The 16,925-nt window shown below is 46.4% G+C and carries 11 protein-coding genes and 1 pseudogene; 6 read left to right on the forward strand and 6 right to left on the reverse strand.

The window, feature by feature from the left end:
- Positions 1 to 98: 98 nt before the first annotated feature.
- The 3 genes from CUJ83_RS15330 to CUJ83_RS15340 all read right to left on the reverse strand — a co-directional run bounded on the left by CUJ83_RS15330 (position 99) and on the right by CUJ83_RS15340 (position 5,525).
- Complete coding sequence (locus CUJ83_RS15330) at positions 99 to 3,680, reverse strand: MMPL family transporter (RefSeq protein WP_230743345.1); 3,582 nt, start codon at positions 3,678 to 3,680, stop codon at positions 99 to 101.
- Between the two features lie 17 nt (positions 3,681 to 3,697).
- Positions 3,698 to 4,330 (reverse strand): TetR/AcrR family transcriptional regulator, encoded by a 633-nt coding sequence (locus tag CUJ83_RS15335; protein ID WP_230743346.1) that lies wholly within the window; start codon positions 4,328 to 4,330, stop codon positions 3,698 to 3,700.
- A gap of 265 nt (positions 4,331 to 4,595) precedes the next feature.
- Positions 4,596 to 5,525, reverse strand: coding sequence for an adenosylcobinamide amidohydrolase (locus CUJ83_RS15340; protein WP_230743347.1), 930 nt, complete (start codon positions 5,523 to 5,525; stop codon positions 4,596 to 4,598).
- A 329-nt stretch (positions 5,526 to 5,854) separates the two neighbouring features.
- Here CUJ83_RS15340 and CUJ83_RS15345 point away from each other — a divergent pair, with 329 nt between their 5' ends.
- From CUJ83_RS15345 to CUJ83_RS15360, 4 genes are all read left to right on the forward strand, one after another.
- A complete protein-coding gene (locus tag CUJ83_RS15345) occupies positions 5,855 to 6,799 on the forward strand; it encodes an ABC transporter substrate-binding protein (protein WP_230743348.1) in 945 nt (314 codons plus the stop codon).
- A 202-nt stretch (positions 6,800 to 7,001) separates the two neighbouring features.
- On the forward strand, positions 7,002 to 9,086 hold the full coding sequence (gene acs / locus CUJ83_RS15350; RefSeq protein ID WP_230743349.1) for an acetate--CoA ligase alpha subunit: 2,085 nt from the start codon (positions 7,002 to 7,004) through the stop codon (positions 9,084 to 9,086).
- 137 nt (positions 9,087 to 9,223) lie between these two features.
- Positions 9,224 to 9,967 carry a mechanosensitive ion channel domain-containing protein gene (locus CUJ83_RS15355; RefSeq protein ID WP_230743350.1) on the forward strand — a complete coding sequence of 248 codons (744 nt, stop codon included), beginning with the start codon at positions 9,224 to 9,226 and terminating at the stop codon, positions 9,965 to 9,967.
- A 93-nt stretch (positions 9,968 to 10,060) separates the two neighbouring features.
- On the forward strand, positions 10,061 to 10,807 hold the full coding sequence (locus CUJ83_RS15360; protein WP_230743351.1) for a mechanosensitive ion channel domain-containing protein: 747 nt from the start codon (positions 10,061 to 10,063) through the stop codon (positions 10,805 to 10,807).
- A 413-nt stretch (positions 10,808 to 11,220) separates the two neighbouring features.
- Here CUJ83_RS15360 and CUJ83_RS15365 read toward each other — a convergent pair whose 3' ends face one another.
- The 3 genes from CUJ83_RS15365 to CUJ83_RS15375 all read right to left on the reverse strand — a co-directional run bounded on the left by CUJ83_RS15365 (position 11,221) and on the right by CUJ83_RS15375 (position 15,082).
- Positions 11,221 to 11,496, reverse strand: a complete 276-nt coding sequence (locus tag CUJ83_RS15365) for a hypothetical protein (protein WP_230743352.1) — start codon at positions 11,494 to 11,496, stop codon at positions 11,221 to 11,223.
- Positions 11,497 to 13,293: 1,797 nt separating this feature from the next.
- Complete coding sequence (locus tag CUJ83_RS15370) at positions 13,294 to 13,857, reverse strand: XTP/dITP diphosphatase (protein ID WP_230743353.1); 564 nt, start codon at positions 13,855 to 13,857, stop codon at positions 13,294 to 13,296.
- 85 nt (positions 13,858 to 13,942) lie between these two features.
- A complete protein-coding gene (locus CUJ83_RS15375; protein ID WP_230743354.1) occupies positions 13,943 to 15,082 on the reverse strand; it encodes a hypothetical protein in 1,140 nt (379 codons plus the stop codon).
- A gap of 251 nt (positions 15,083 to 15,333) precedes the next feature.
- On the opposite strand from CUJ83_RS15375, the gene CUJ83_RS15380 reads away from it, so the two are divergent.
- Positions 15,334 to 16,509, forward strand: a complete 1,176-nt coding sequence (locus CUJ83_RS15380; RefSeq protein WP_230743355.1) for an FprA family A-type flavoprotein — start codon at positions 15,334 to 15,336, stop codon at positions 16,507 to 16,509.
- A 14-nt stretch (positions 16,510 to 16,523) separates the two neighbouring features.
- Positions 16,524 to 16,625, forward strand: a pseudogene (locus tag CUJ83_RS15965) (rubredoxin-like domain-containing protein); the annotation flags it as partial.
- Between the last annotated feature and the right edge of the window lie 300 nt (positions 16,626 to 16,925).

The raw sequence follows: 16,925 nt of genomic DNA on the forward strand, positions 1-16,925 counted from the left end.
ATTGATCAGTTATTGCTTTTAATATTGAAAAAGAGTTAAAAAATATTTATGGAGACCTTTGACTTTCATCAAAGACCTCCTGCTTCAACATCCCATTTTCACTTCTCAGTCTTTTCTTTGGAAAACGGCATCCACCAGTTGTACTTCTTCATCAGCACCATCACGGCCGGCACAACGACAAGTCTCATTACTGTCGCGTCCAGTATGATGGCTAGACACAGCACGAACCCGAACTCTTTCAGTTCCAGCATATCCGATAGCAGCATGGACCCGAAAGCGGACGCCATGACAGCACCGCAAAGCGTGATGATAGTCCCTGTAGCCTCGACCGCGTGCGTGATGGCTTCCTCTTCGCTCTTACCGTTCAAGACCTCTTCGCGGATACGCGATACGAGGAATATGTCGTAGTCCACGCCAAGCCCCATGAGCACGCAGAACAGCATTATCGGCAGCAGCCAGATAATGGACGCTCCCATCCAGAACTGGAACACGATTATGAACGCTGCCAGTGTCCAGAATATGCTCATAAGCAGCGTGACAACCAGACGCGCCGGCGTGAATACCGACCTTAGCAGGGCTACCAGCACAAAGAATATGCCGATAAGCACGACAGGTATGACAATTCCATAATTATCCGTGCATATCTTCTGGTACTCGAACATGCCTATGGACGCACCGCCAAGAAGCAGTGATACTCCGCTCCCGGGGCCGTTTTCATATTCGGTCAGCTTTGACTGTATGGACTCCGTGGTCTTCCTTGCGCCTTCGGCGAACGGCGAGCCTTCGAACGAGACATAGATCACCGTGGTCTTCCCGTCCATGCCCGTGTTGTCCTCCATATAGGACTTATAGAACTCTTCCTCGATGTCAGGATAAGACTCCAGGTCGTTATAATCAATGGTGCTGCCATCCGGCCTTGTCATTGAATATACCTTCTCGACGCCGCTTATACCCGCGATCGTAGCGGAGATATCTTCGATCTGGCCTAACGCACCCGATGTATAATTACCTGAGCTGTCAGTGAGATTATACGGGAGCGTGACGACTATCATAGCCTTTTCGAAAGCGCCGCTCCCGAACTCATCGTTTATAAGGTCATATCCGACTTTACTCTCTATGCCGCCCGGCATCATGGATATGAAATCCATTCCCAGGGTAAGCTGCGAATAGATCATTATCGCCGGTATGGTCAACAGAAGCGCGATGAGTAAGATGACCTTGGAGTTTTTTATCACAGCCCTTGTGATCTTTGACCATAGCCCGGTAGTAAAGCCGGTCGTGCCGGAGTTGTATATTTTCCTCGGCCAGAACAGCCTGTCGCCGACGACCATCAGGACAGCGGGAACAAGCGTCAGTGCGACCAGCATGGATAACATGATACCCACGGCAGTGCCGACTCCCACCGACCTGAAAACACCCTGGTCTACGAGTATCAGCGCCCCGAAGCCTATCATCGCAGTAGTGCCGCTTGAGGCTATGCTTTTACCGGCGTTCCTGACCGCTGCCTTTACAGAGTCCGCGATCTCAGAGCCTTTCGAGCGCTCCTCGGCATATCGTGATAGCATGAACACGCAATAATCAGTCCCCGCTCCCAGCATGATGACCAGCATGAAGGTCATCACAAGATAATAGAACTGGAAGCCTGTGCTGAGAACCCCCATAACACCGAAAGCCGCCACTATGGCAGTGCCTATGAGGATAAGAGGCACGAACGGCGTAAGGAACGACCTGAAGTATATGCCCAGGAGTAACAGTATCAACACTATTGTGACCTTATCGATCCTGTCGACATCCGCCATGGACGCGCTCTCGGTGTCCATGGACATGGCCGACGTGCCAGTCACGTATGCCATGACATCCGGATACTTCCCGTCCTGCAGCATTCCTGATATGTGGCCCCTTATGATCTTGACCGCCTCGATCGAACTCGCGGCATCGTCCAGGTCGCTCGTCGTTATGATATAAAGCGTGATGCTGCCCGAAGCCAGCGTATTGACGATCGAGTCCGGGAATATCTGCGGGTCATCGTATCCGTGGGACATAACCCAATCGGATGCGAACCCCTCAAGCTCAGGCCCGGTCTTTCCTCTGCCCAGGTCCAGCAGCGCTTTAAAGTATGTGGTATTGCCGGTTATGTTAATCTCATCGGCGATCTTGAACGCCACATAGTCTTTTAGCGTCTCGTTAGTCGCGTTCCTGCCGAGGCCGTATATATCCAGCACGAACTCTCTTTCCGTATCATTAAGATCCTCCAGGGCCTCGTTCAGGACGTAATCGGATATCACTTCATCTTCGGGATCCTGTCCCATGGCAAATATGTCGCGCACAGCTTCCTGCTCGGTATCGTTCAGGCCTTTACATACTTTCTTTATGACATATTTATCGTAATCTTCGCTGGTCACGAATTCGCCCAGCGCCCACGCGTCCCTGACGACCTCGGCGGCATCTTCGTCAAGGTCCTTAACTGCCTGGTCGACAATATATGAGCCTGCGCGGTCCTTTGACGGGCTCCTGCCCAGCGCGTACAGGTCTCGTGCTGCCTTGCTTTCGCTGTCGGACATTCCGGCAGTGATCATGTTTATTACGAAACCGTCTATGGCGCCTTCTGACGGGTTCTGGCCGAGGTTATAGATCGCCATAAGACGCTGCCGGTCATCGTCCGACGTTAGTCCCTGGGCGGCCATTGCCCTGCCGACGATGAAACTGGCAAGCTCCTGCTGATCCTGGTATCTCGCGAGATCGAAGTTCTGCACAAAGTCCATCATCATCGGCTGCTGATCCTGAGGCATGCCGGAAATAAATCCGGGTGCGGCTGCGGATATTGTCTCCTGCGCCCTCGCATATGGGTCTGCAGTGCCCGCATGATTTGCCCATTCGGCGTTGAAGGCCCCGAGATATCCCAGCGCCATGTCTCTCTGGGACTGGTCCTGCATCGCGTTATTGATGTAGTCGGCAGTGTTCTGGTACGCTATCGAGTTCAGCGTCGTATCGTTCAGGGACGAGTTCGACTGCTGTGCGGCGCTCCATGCGTTCGCATAATATAGCGGGACTCCAAAAAGGATGTCAGCGACACCTTTCATCTGGTACAGGCCGGAATGCGCCATGACTATCTGGTCTCTTGCCTCGTACATTTTGGCGCTCGACGCGATAGCCTGCTGTACAGCCTTTCTCAGTTCGTAGTTTGCGCTTGAGACGTTATCTTTAAGATAATACAGGTCGCGGTTATTGTTCCGGACGGTGTCTGTAGCATTATAAAGCTCGTAGTTCAGGTCCGAGGCGTTATCATAGAGCTCGAACATCGCATCGTAGAGCTCCGGCGTCATATTGACGAGTGCCTCACGATGGATATCGTAGATGGAAGACGTCCCCGTAACGTTCTTTATCGACGCGTCTCCCATTATCGTGGCGTTCAGGTCATCTATGAATGGTATAGTTGCCGATTTGTTATCGGACTCGATGACTACAAGAATGTTATTTTTCGCCTCGCTCGGGAACACTTCATCATACTTGTCCTGTGCGACGAAAGCCCCGAGGTCCCTGGGTATGAAATTTTGGGTGTCGTATTCAAGATTCTGCATGAACACCCCGGTTAACGGAAGTGATATGACGAACAGGATCACCCACAGGGCGATAACCGCCCATGAATATTTCGTGATAATATCGCTTAGCTTATTGAACATGCTGTAACCGCCTCATATCAAATAAGGTCCCGGCATTTTACCGATAATTTAAAAGTTCCCGTCTTTACTCCAAGGACTTTCTCAACTATCTCTTTAGCAGCCAGTAATTTTCTGTTGATCTCCTCTGTGTTTTCCAGGAGAGACATCGAGTCATGCAAGTATCCGAACATCACAAGTAAAAGTTCCGTAGTCTCTCTCGGATAGCCTGTCCTGAACAGCCCTTCGCTGATCCCCTGTTCTAAGACTTGTCCCACCTTAGGTATGATCAGCGCGTTGATCTGCGAGGAATACCTTTGATGTATCAGAATGTTCTTTTCGTAATGCAGGAATTGCACCATCTTCTGTTTGCCTTTCGGGAAATCGAAGGACAGGTCGATGATCATCTGGAGTTTTTGCTGTGCGTTAAGCTCATCGTCTCCGCATATCTTATCGACCATACTTTCGAAGTTTCGGAAATAGCGCTCTATTACCTCATTCAACACATCCTCTTTCGAATTAAAATAATAGTAAAAAGTCCCCTGGGCGACGCCGATGTTCTTCACGATGTCGCTGACGGTCGTCTGGTCATAGCCTTTTTCAATGAACATGCTTTCGGCAGTATCTATGATCTCGCTTTTTCTCTCTAGAGGGTCTTTGGATATTCGTGCCAATTTATCACCTCTGATATAACTGACTAATTGTCAGTCAGTATAGAAGCGCTTTACATATTTAAGGTTATTTATATATCATAAAAATTTATATGACAAATGATTGGGTTTTTAGCGATTTAAAGTCATATCATCCCGAAATAAAGATACTATAAGACGTATCCGTCAATAGAGTCGCTGTAAAAAATGTAGATATTGAACCCTAATCTTGTTCATATTGTCAATGGCCCCCTGACAAAAACACGAAATGACACTAATCGGAAAAAGATCATTTGAGCTCTTTAAGCTCTTTAGTGTGTGATCCCGGATTCTTTGCCAGATAGACAGCAGCGCCGGGCTTATGAAGAAGCGTACAGTTCATGCACGTCCATACGGGGTATCCTTTAGTGCTCAGGATCCACTTGCCGAACTCGGGGTCTTCGCACGGGTACAGCGGGCAGAAACAGTGCGTACAGTCCTGTCCCTCGTAATGGCATGGGTAATAGCTACATTTCCCTTTCCCGTTCGCCTCGGACGGATGTGATATCCAGTAGGGGCCCTGTTCATTTTGGGCGTATATGAAAACCCTGCTCTTGACCTTATCGTTTCCGACGACAGCGTGCTGGCGCTTAATGCCTTCGGTGACGCCTTTTTTAACGCATCTGTATATACTCTGGCCCAGGTTCGTGTATGTGCCCGAGTATTCGTAGAACGCGGGCTCGCATAAGCTGCCGTAATCCCTTACCTCGGTAAGCACGGCTACGGCATCGGTAGTGGTCCCGGTGAACTCGAAGCCCATCTCGAAGAGCGCTTTCGCCTTTGCCTCGGTAGCCGTGATGACCGCGCTGCCTATGGCTCCCTCCGACATCTTCCCGTGGACTATCAGGATAATGTTGATCGTTCCGGGCACATGAGGGTCATGGCAGGGATTGCTGATGCCTGCCGTAATGAATGCCGTTATCAGGTGATCCCTTACGACGCACAGGTTTTCCATGTACACGGCAGTCATAAATCCGAAATACGGAAAGTCGGCGCCCAGCTTTGAGGCGACCTCGTCCATATATTTTACCGGGTCGTCATGGTTGAAGTCTTTGTTAACATGATGGTTAATGATGGATCGCACTCTTTTTCTTCCGCCGTTTATGCCTGTGCTGAAACCATCAAGATCTCCTTTTATGATAAGCGTATCTTCATTAACATAATATCTCAAACTTCGCACCACCACGCGACCGGATAACGTAAAGCCCCGGATATGATAATGTTGTATGATGCGAATAGTCCTTATATACTTGATGCTTAGCAGCGTATTCCTTAAAGCCGTGTGCTTTAAGGCTCTGATTTCCCGATCCCCGTATGAATTCGCGGACAAAGGCGCAAAAAACTAATGGCTATAAGAACAGACCAATATGGAACGATTTTTTGTTGCGGGCATTATAATCTAGATAATTTTAAAATCTAAAACTTTTTAAAGCAAACTTTATGTATAGAAAGCCCTTACTAATACTAGAAAAATTGATTATTATCAATTTAAACTGAGGTGGATAACATATGGACCTAAAAAAACAGATAGCAATCGTTGCATTGCTGGTAATCCTGATCACAGCTATGTGCGGGTGCACACAGACTAACGATACTTCGTCTAACACTACATCCGCAAAATACCCGATGGAGATCACCGACGATTACGGAAGGGTCACAACCATAACAAAGGCCCCTGAAAAGATCGTATCATTGACCCCGGCGAACACGGAGATATTATTCGCTCTCGGGCTTGGTGACAAAGTGGTCGGTAACACCGACTATTGCAACTATCCGGAAGAGGCTAAGAGCAAGACCAAGGTCGGCGGCATCACTAACGTGAACGTCGAGCAGATAGCGGCCCTTGACCCGGACGTCATTTTCGCAGGATCGCTCAGCAAAGAGGATATGGTCGCAAAATTAGACTCGATGGGTTACAAGACCATAGCTCAAGACCCGAGGAACGTTACTGGAATAAAGCAGACTATTATGATGATAGCCGACGTATGCGATGTTAAGGATAACGCCACCAGGCTTATCGAAGATATGGACACAAGGGTGGCGAAAGTCACTGACATCACTTCTAAGATGAACGAGAGCGAAAAGCCAAAAGTTCTCATGGTAGTATGGCATGACCCCGTATACGTGGCCGGCTCGAACTGCTATGGCGACGACATCATCAAACTGGCCGGAGGCATTAACGCAGCATCGGGAATAGAAGATTATGGCGTGATGAACACAGAGGCCATAATCGAAGCTAACCCGGACGTCATAATAGTCACGATCGGAGAGGGAATGGATGTGCCGTATGATTACTTCAAGAACGCGACCGAGCCATGGCTGAAGGACATTAACGCCATCAAGAACGGAAGAGTTTATGGCATTGACTCGGACACGATCTCCCGTGCAGGCCCGAGATTGCCTGATGCGGTAGAAGCTATGGCAAAGGCCATATACCCGGAACTTTTTAACTAAAGAGTAAAAAAATAAGTTGCCGTGGTCTTCTTAGGCCCGGCATACGCACTTTTTTTCATTATCCCTTAGAGAGTAAACGTTATTTACTAGTTGTGTACATTTATGATGGTCAATAATGATAGATTACCCTGAATGGGGATGTCTAAAATATTTAAAACAAAAATATATAAATAATTCAAAAAGATAGTTGGATGCGGATTCCATGTTAGAAAAGATGTTTTACCCGGCAAGCGTCGCCGTTATCGGCGCGTCAACAGAGAAAGGAAAAGTAGGTAGAGCAGTGCTCGATAATCTCATCGATGGCTTTGGCGGAAAGATATTTCCGATAAACCCTAAAGCCCCTGAGATCGAGGGTATCAAGTGCTATAAGAGCGTCCTGGAAGTTCCGGGAGACATCGACCTTGCAGTCATAGTCATTCCTGCAAAGTTCGTACCCCAGTCGGTCAAAGAATGCGGTGAAAAGGGCATCAAGAACCTTGTCATAATATCCGCAGGATTCAAGGAAGTAGGCGTAGAGGGTGCAAGGCTCGAAAACGAGGTAAAGGAGATAGCAAAGAACTACGGGATCAGGATCGTCGGCCCGAACTGTCTGGGTATCCTGAATACATATTCCAAATGTAATGCGTCGTTCGCGAAAAAAATGCCCCCGAAGGGGAACATGTCTATCATAACACAGTCCGGTGCACTCGGTACAGCGATCCTCGACTGGTCTGAGATGACCGATGTAGGCTTTGCGAACTTCGTAAGCCTGGGTAACAAGTCGGACCTGAACGAGATAGACTTCATGCAGGCCTGGAAAGAGGATAAGGAAACTAATGTCATTTTAGCATATCTCGAAGGCATCACAGACGGCCAGAGGTTCATCAACGTCTCAAGGGACGTCACGAAAGAAAAGCCCGTCATAGTCGTTAAGAGCGGCAGGACTGGCGCAGGTGCCAGAGCGGTATCGTCCCATACGGGCAGCCTGGCAGGCGCTGACGCGGCATACGACTCTGCGTTCGCACAGTGCGGCGTCATACGCGCGGACACTGTCGACCAGTTCTTTGACCTCGCGGGCGGGTTCTCCGGCCAGCCGATCCCGAAGGGTGACAGGGTGGTCATCGTTACGAACGCGGGCGGACCGGGTATCCTTGCGACCGACGCGTGTGAAAAATACGGGTTAAAGATAGCCACTTTATCGACCGAGACCGTGGAGAAGCTAAAGACCACTCTTCCGCCGGCCGCTAACTTCTATAACCCTGTAGACGTGCTTGGAGATGCTCCCGCAAAACTATATGATTTTGCCCTGGAGACCGTCCTTGCCGATGAAGGAGTCGACGGTGTTATAGTCCTGGCCACGCCGCAGTCTATGACCGATCCGGTCGGGATAGCGGAGGTCATCGCCAGGCTCAGGAAGACGACTGATAAGCCCATACTTCCATGCTTTGTCGGCGGCACCGTGATGGCCGAAGGCGTAGAGGAGCTAAAGAAATATAAGCTCTATAATTATGAGGACCCTGACAGGGCTGCGTATACGCTGCGCCAGATGGACAGGTTCAACAAGATACGCAATCGCGTATACGAGAAACCAAGGCAGTTCGACGTGGACAAGGAGACCGTCAGGAAGACCATTGAGGATTCCAGGAAGGCTGGCATCTCGGTGCTTGGACTTGAAGCCCTCCCGGTGCTCGAGGCTTACGGTATCCCGACATTAAAATACAGGGTCGTCGACAACGCTGAAAAGGCAAAAGAGACCGCCAGGGAATTCGGTTATCCGGTCGTCATGAAGATCGTCTCGCCGCAGATCATCCACAAATCTGACGTGGGCGGCGTTCGAGTGGGCCTCGACAGCGACGAGGCGTTAGAGAACGCGTACAATAAGATGATGACTGATGTAAAGGCCGCCGTGCCGCACTGCCGTATCCATGGCGTATTGATACAGCAGATGGCCACCGGAGGAAAAGAGGTCATCCTTGGAATGAACCGCGACCCGCAGTTCGGCCCGCTCTTAATGTTCGGCCTTGGCGGCATATACGTAGAAGTTCTGAAAGACGTACAGTTCAGGGTAGCGCCGCTTACCGAACAGGATGCCCTGGGAATGATCTACGGCATTAAGACGCATCAGATGCTTGAAGGCACCAGAGGCGAAAAGCCGTCGGACATAGAGAAGCTCATCGAGCTGCTCCAAAGGCTCTCGCAGCTTGTGACGGACTTCCCCGAGATATTAGAGCTTGACATCAACCCTGTCAAGGTATATGAAAAGGGCAAGGGCTGCCTTGCGCTGGACGTAAGAATGACTATACAGTAGTCATTCTGGTCTTTTTTCATTTCTTATTTCTTTTTATACCATAAGGGTAATATCTATAAGTTATACCGGGTATCTGGTATTGTAGACGAAGGCGTTTCAATGTAAGATGCTTATCCGGAACTGGATGGTGGGTGCCATTGAAGTATTCGAAAGTAAAAATGAGAGTTAAGTACCTTATGGTCATAGCCAGCATAATCGTAGGCACTGCCGTTTTGCTCGTGATACCTTTTTTCCAGCCTAATCTTGCGATCTACATAACGATAATCGCGCTGGGCCTTGCCCTTGCGCTTCAAAAATACATAGCGAGCTTCGTAGGACACTTCGTCATAAAAGGATCGAACATCTTTGACGTCGGGGACCGCATCAGGATAGATAAGGTCAAGGGCGACGTGAAACACCTTGGGCTTTTCCACATCATCCTGGACGAGGTCGGCGAGGATGAAAAGCTCGGCGGGGAGCTCACGGGAAGAATATTCCACATCCCCAATCTTGTAGTCCTTGACCAGCCCGTGCTTAATTATTCGAGAGGCTACACGATCAATGAGGAGCTTACCAGGTGCGGCTACATGTTCGATGAGATAAGGATACCGCTGAAAACAGATAGCGACATCAAGAAAGGGGTCGAGATATTATCCGTACTGCTGAGCCATGAGAACAATAAGTTCTTAAAGAATTCAATGGAAGCCTTCGGCGAAAACCTGCCTAACTTCGCCCATGACCTGGACAAGGGCCCCAGGATAACGGTACATATCGATGAAGGCAAGATATGGATAAAAGGAAAGTTCGTCACTCCCCTGAAACAAAGAAACCAGCTAAGGACAAAAATAAACCTTCAGTTCATCGAGCGCATACGTGAGGACAAAACTGTGGAAATTGCCTGAGACGGAATATTTTCCGGACCATCTTGTATCGCCAGCCGCCGCCTAAAAAAGTTTATATCCATACAGCGCTCTTCTCTTAAAGATCATAACCCTATGAAATATTCGCAGCTGAAGGTCAGGATAAAATATCTTGTCATCACCATTTTAATATTAGCTTCGGCGGCTGTCGTTCTTTTGATCCCGTTCTTTTATCCGGGCCTTGGGGCATATATTACCATACTGGCCGTGGGAGCGTCTCTCGCCTTACAAAAATATATAGCGAGCTTCGTAGGATTCTTCGTCATAAGATGGTCAAGCATATTCGACGTCGGGGACCGTATCAGGATAGGTAATGTGAAGGGTGACGTTAAGCATATCGGGCTGTTCCATATCATAGTCGACGAGGTAGGCGAGGATGAAAAGCTCGGCGGGGAGCTCACGGGAAGAATATTCCACATCCCCAACCTGCTTGTTCTTGACCAGCCCGTGCTGAACTTCTCGAAGGATTTTTCGGTAAACGAGGAGCTTATTTCATGCGGGTATATATTTGATGAGATAAGGATCCCGCTGTCGACAAAAAGCGATATTAATAAGGCGATCTCGGTGCTGGATGGGATTCTCAGGGCGGAGAACATGGAATCCGTGAAAGCGGCAAAGGTCATCTATGAGAAGGGGCTGCCGAATTTCATGAAGGATATTGAGAACGGCCCGAAGATAATGATACATATCGACGAAGAGAAGATCTGGATAAAAGGAAAGTTCGTCACCCAGGTCAGGGACAGGAACATGGTCAAGACCAGGATAAGCCTGAGGTTCATCGAAAGCATACGGGATGACGAGACGATACAGATAGCAAAATAAGTTTAGGAAAAAATAGAGATTCTATCTAATCTTTGGAAACGTTATTGTAGAATTTTTGCGATAAAAAATAAATACCGAAAAAATCCATAAATCAATAATTTTTATCCAGCCCAATTTGTTACTGCTAATACTGCTATTAACATAAACATTAGTATCAAGGCACCTGCAAAAATGGTAATTAGAATCGCAAATATTGATTTGATATCCATCATAATCCACCGTTTTAACGATTGCCTAACGCTATCCATCCTAACCCGATTAATAACAGGATTACAATAGTGCTTCCTAAAATCGTTGTAATGCTTTGGCCATCTACTCCATTAGCACCTGCATAAAAACATAGTGCTAATATAATCCCAAAAATAATGATAAGGAATCCGCCAATATTTACCAATTAATCAACTCGCATTATTTTAGTAAGTCCACTCGTACCATAAAGATGCTATTGCCTTAGCTATGACATTACAAATGATAGGAACGCCCATTATTATCCCAATAATACCAATCAGGTTTAACGGCTCAGGCCATGAAGCTACGAACCCGATGGCGCTCAATATAAATAAAGATAATTTTACTTCACCGGTAATTATTACATGCTCCATTAACCATGATGAGATATTATTGTAGCCCAATATTCCTAGAAACACTGCGGCTATTATTAATAGTTTAAATTTATCGTAACCTTTCATATTTACCTTCGCATTATATAATCGATAATTATACAAGTAGTTCATTAAATACTTTCTCTTAAAAATAGCCTCAACGTTAGCCACTTATGCACATATATGTATATACATATATTTCAAATATTTAGAAAAAATAACAATATAAAAAAATTGGGGCGCAGATAAGTTTAAACCGCGCCATTCACTATTTTAAAGAAAGGTTTAATGATAGATCCCCAGGATGCCACAATTAAACCCATTACACAGATGATGGTTATCGTAAGTACCACTATCTTAATGTAAGGATTTATGATATCATGGACCTCTTGTCTCTCTTTCTCCAGAACTTTACCAGACTCTTCCGCTATATTATCAGCTAATCTAAATGTAAACTCCTTTGTAGTTGTAGTAAGACATTTACATGCTGATGGGACTCCTATACTGGCAATATCCTGAATATTTACTAAAAACTCTATTAATATCTCACCCCCTCGTCGAATAGGCTTTCATAGTCTACACTATATCAACACAAAACCGAGGAGCATTATCAAAAAAGTTTATATAGGAATGTTGAGTATCCTACATATTGGAAAAAATTCTTTTTGACATGCGCCGATCTTGTATCGGTTATGTTTTATTTATGTTTTAATCTTGATTATATACCCCCAGATATTAAGCACTCGCTTATATAATAAGCGTTTCTATTTTAAAAATGTGTTCTATTTAAAATATTTATGTGGCAGGGAAAAAACCTGCCACAGACACAATTATCTTTTACGTGCCCTTATGATTTTGCCAATAGTACGCCTGTACACATCGTGCCCGAAGTCCTGACCAAATCCGGTCATAAACGCCATAGCACCGCAGATAAACAAGCCTCCGGCTATAGTTACCAAAGTATAGAAATCCACATTGGATCCTCCTTTATATTTTTATTCCATATCAGTGCTGATCCAAAAAGTCGTATGAGTGCGAAAGTTTTTAATAGCGTATTACTATTAATATTATGGAATAGTTTGCTTACGCGCCCACACAAAATTTCGGGCTATATATTTATTTTTTTATTCCATTTATCACCTCTTGATTATTATATGATGTTTATTGGTTACCACATACCACTTGTCTAGGTTGAAAAGCCAATATATGATGACCTTACTACTTGTACTGCTTGCAAGGTTATAAGTGTTATGTTTACATTTTGTAAATAATTATATAAATAGGGTTTTTTCACTTATACCCCTATATACTGATATTTTTAAATTTTTATTATACATCATTAAAACTTAATTGTATATAAACTGAACAAGGTAAAAAGAAAATATTCGTAGCCAGAATATTTTTTCTTTTAATACGTTCCATGCTAAAACAATCGTAAAAATTTTGGGAGAATTACCATCGATGACAGATACAAAATATAAAGGACATGATGTCATAATATATTTCAACAGCGAGCCGACCATAGACGGCATATAATAAAAAGGCCGGGAACATTTTCGACTTTCCTGCCGTAAACCAAATCTGAAAGATGAAAGAAGACATAGGTCTTGACGCCACCCGCTGGATAATATTCACTTACTTTAGGGGCAATGCTTCCAAGAGGACGACCGAAGACATTGTAAAAACCGTGCAAGTAAGAGATAGCATTCTGTAGACGGGCATAACTGCACTTGTTGAGAATATAGAAGTTGTAGGAGACATGGTCAAGACCAGGATAAGCCTGAGGTTCATCGAAAGCATACGGGATGACGAGACGATACAGATAGCAAAGTAATGCTTGCGAAAAAAGATAAAGGAGAGATTATAACAAAGATACGTAATCTTTTACTGTTTTATCTTTTCCAGATACCATTCCCGGAATCCAAGAAGTGCGCGCCTCCTGTGGCTGACCTCGTTCTTCTGCTCGACTTCCATTTCCCCTATCGGATATTTTCTGTAATTTGTTATCGGGTCGTATCCGAACCCCATCGTCCCTTCCTCCTCGAATGACACATCCACATGCCATATGCCTTCGAAGGTCACCGGCTCTCCGCCGGGCTCACAGTATCCCAGGTAGGAGCGGTATTGCGCTTTACGGTTCTCGACGCCTTCCATCAGCTTTAAGATGCCCTTATTTCCGACGGTCTTTTGCACATATGATGAATACGGCCCCGGGAACCCGTTCAACGCATCGATGAATAGTCCCGAATCTTCGACCATGACAGGCTTCTTTAGTTCTTCCGCGCAATATTTTGCGCCGTAAGCGGCGATCTTTCCGAGGTCGTTATCCTGGAGCTCGGGGTACGGCATGTTGACCTGTTCGACGTCGAAATTTTCTTTAAAAAGATGTTCTGCTTCCCTGAATTTTCCTGCGTTAGTGGTGACGAAATAAAGTTTAGGTCTTTCCATGGTATCTAAAGATACTCCGGTAAAAAAATAAATTTCGATAAAAAAGCCTGATAACACATTAAAATAAAATAAAAAAATTAAAAAATCAGAAGATCGAGAGGAATATTCCCAATCTCCATATCAGGAAAACTATGGCTGGTAAGGAAAAGCTTTTTGCAGCATCTTTTATGGCTTCGACCTCATTATTGAACGCGTCGAATATGTCTTTCCAGTTAAGCACCTGTTGCTGTTCGGCCGGAGTAAGGCTATCCCAGTCGGACGAGTTATTTCCGGACAGGAAACTATCAGCCTGGACAATAGCGGCCTGCACAGTCGCATTGGGTGTAAAGCCGTTTATGATGTTGAACTTGGTCCCGAGCAACTGGGCATAAAGCTTATCGATGCCGTTGTTCGCATCCGGGATATTCAATATATCCACAGCCTGCTGTGTCGTTGTGACAGCTACCGTCTTTTCCCCTCCGGGATTGCCCAGGTACACTGTCGTATTGTTCAATATATTGGAAATATCTTCAGGATGGTTCTTCCAGAAACCAATCGTTCCGCCTGGCCCGGGTGTTGGAGTCGGGGTAGGTGTAGGTGTAGGGGTTGGAGTCGGGGTAGGTGTAGGTGTAGGGGTTGGAGTCGGGGTAGGGGTTGGAGTTGGAGTTGGAGTAGGTGTAGGCGTCGGGGTAGGGGTAGGTGTAGGTGTAGGGGTTGGAGTCGGGGTAGGGGTTGGAGTTGGAGTTGGAGTTGGTGTAGGTGTAGGCGTCGGAGTAGGTGTAGGTGTAGGCGTCGGAGTAGGTGTAGGTGTAGGCGTCGGAGTTGGTGTAGGTGTAGGCGTCGGAGTAGGTGTAGGGGTTGGAGTCGGAGTTGGAGTGGGCGTCGGGGTTGGAGTCGGAGTCGGGGTAGGTGTGGGCGTGGGCGTGGGCGTCGGAGTACAAGTCGGCGTGCACGTCGGCTTTGGAGTGCAGGTAGGTTTTGGAGTGCATGTCGGTACCGGGGTGCAGGTGCATGTCGGCGTAGGCTCTACTAAAGGTTCAGATGCAGGGATAGGATTCTCATCAGGTAACGGCGGGCACGGAGGCAGATATCCATTATTATCGGAACAATTCGCGATAAGGTCGGAATACTCCTCGTTATCGTTTTGATCATAGACGTTATTATCGCATGCGTATACTATCTGTGTCAAATAAAATAGTATGACAAGGATCACTATTAATGGGGTTATTTTTTTACGGAATCTCATACAACCGATTACCTCTTACAATATAATAATATAATTCATTATATAAATGTTAATTATAAAAAAAGCGATTATTTTACTTAAGCAAGCTATTTAATAGTTAATTTTTCCAGCAAGCGGTTATTTGTACCGGATTTGGAAAATAATTTAAAAAATATCTGAACATGGAACAAGCTATATAATAAGCGAATTAATATGTTAATAAATATAAAATTTGACCGTTGTCGGCTTTTTCATATGTAGCGAGGCCTGTTATGAATCATGAAGTCAAGAATGGAATATACTGGGTAGGCGCGATCGACTGGGACCTCAGGGATTTTCACGGCTACTCGACCCCTAAAGGTACGACTTATAACGCATACCTTATAGTGGACGAAAAAATAGCCCTGGTTGATACGGTAAGGCAGGGATTCTTCGATGAGATGCTGATGCGCGTATCAGGTATAGTCGAACCTGAAAAAGTGGATTATCTTATCATAGACCATCTGGAAAAAGACCATTCCGGGTCCATAGAGGATGCCATGAAGGTCTTTAAGAACGCGAAGATCATCAGTTCAGAACGCGGTAAAAAAGGGCTCGACGAATGGTATGATAATAAGTGGCCTATCATAGTCGTAAAAACAGGAAGCACTCTTAGTCTGGGTAAAAAGACATTAAAATTCCTGGAGACGCCGATGCTTCACTGGCCAGATAATATGATGACGTACGCGGAAGAAGACCGTGTTTTGATATCGAGCGACGCGTTCGGGCAGCATATCGCTTCATCGCAGAGATTTGAAAATGATATGCATTATGATATCAGGGAAGACGCCCGGACATACTATGCGAATATACTCATGCCTTTTGCACCCCTCATTCTTAAGTTATTAGATAAGGTAAAGGATGTCAACATTCAGCCGGAGATAATAGCCCCGGCTCACGGCCTGATATGGCGTTCCCCGGAAAAGATACTTGAGGCGTATAAGAGATGGAGCATGTTCGAGTCCGGGCCGAAGATCGTCATAGCATATGACACGATGTGGGGAACGTCGAGCAGGATGGCAAGGCTGATAGCTATCGGCGCTATAGATGAGGGTGTCGAGGTAAGGATGTACGACATCAGGAAATCCCACATCAGCGAGATAGTGAGTGACCTGCAGGATGCCAGGGCTTTCGCACTGGGCTCGCCTACCCTGAACAACGGGATGTTCACGAGCGTGGGAGCGCTGCTGACATACCTTAAAGGCCTGAAGCCGAAGAATAAGATAGGGGTCGGATTTGGCGGATACGGATGGGCTGGAGGCGCGGTCAAAGAGATCACTGAAGCTTTAAAGTCAATGGGCCTGGACACCATAGAGCCCGGATTCCAGGTCAAGTACGTCATGAAGAAGGACGACGAAAAGGAATGCATCGACCTCGGAAGACGGATAGCGAAAAGGATCAAGGAGTGAACGGGAGGATCAAAATGGCAAAATGGATTTGTACCGTGTGCGGATACATACATGAAGGAGAGACCCCGCCCGAGGAATGCCCGCTCTGCGGAGCACCCGCGTCGGCGTTCAAGCAGGTGCCTTAGCGCTCTGTATCGTAAATTCTTTACATAACTCATCTTTGATCAGTCTTAACACGAAGGCAACTAAGGGCACAGGCTTTCACCACGAAGCGCACGAAGGCGAACAAGGAACACAAAGGACTTTTTTAGAAGATTAGCATATATTAAAATAAATTTGTGTACCTTACTCGCCTTCGTGCGCTTCGTGGTTAACAGTCTAGTGTACCTTACTCGCCTTCGTGCGCTTCGTGGTTAACAGTCTAGTGTACCTTACTCGCCTTCGTGCGCTTCGTGGTTAACAGTCTAGTGTACCTT

Source organism: Methanooceanicella nereidis, from assembly GCF_021023085.1.
Taxonomy (GTDB): Archaea; Halobacteriota; Methanocellia; order Methanocellales; family Methanocellaceae; genus Methanooceanicella; species Methanooceanicella nereidis.

Excerpts from the sequence above, each read along its gene's own strand:
- CUJ83_RS15375 (WP_230743354.1), bottom strand. The coding sequence starts at position 15,082 with ATGAGATTCCGTAAAAAAATAACCCCATTAATAGTGATCCTTGTCATA.
- CUJ83_RS15330 (WP_230743345.1), bottom strand. The coding sequence starts at position 3,680 with ATGTTCAATAAGCTAAGCGATATTATCACGAAATATTCATGGGCGGTT.
- CUJ83_RS15345 (WP_230743348.1), top strand. The coding sequence starts at position 5,855 with ATGGACCTAAAAAAACAGATAGCAATCGTTGCATTGCTGGTAATCCTG.
- CUJ83_RS15380 (WP_230743355.1), top strand. The coding sequence starts at position 15,334 with ATGAATCATGAAGTCAAGAATGGAATATACTGGGTAGGCGCGATCGAC.
- acs (WP_230743349.1), top strand. The coding sequence starts at position 7,002 with ATGTTAGAAAAGATGTTTTACCCGGCAAGCGTCGCCGTTATCGGCGCG.
- CUJ83_RS15365 (WP_230743352.1), bottom strand. The coding sequence starts at position 11,496 with ATGAAAGGTTACGATAAATTTAAACTATTAATAATAGCCGCAGTGTTT.
- CUJ83_RS15360 (WP_230743351.1), top strand. The coding sequence starts at position 10,061 with ATGAAATATTCGCAGCTGAAGGTCAGGATAAAATATCTTGTCATCACC.
- CUJ83_RS15370 (WP_230743353.1), bottom strand. The coding sequence starts at position 13,857 with ATGGAAAGACCTAAACTTTATTTCGTCACCACTAACGCAGGAAAATTC.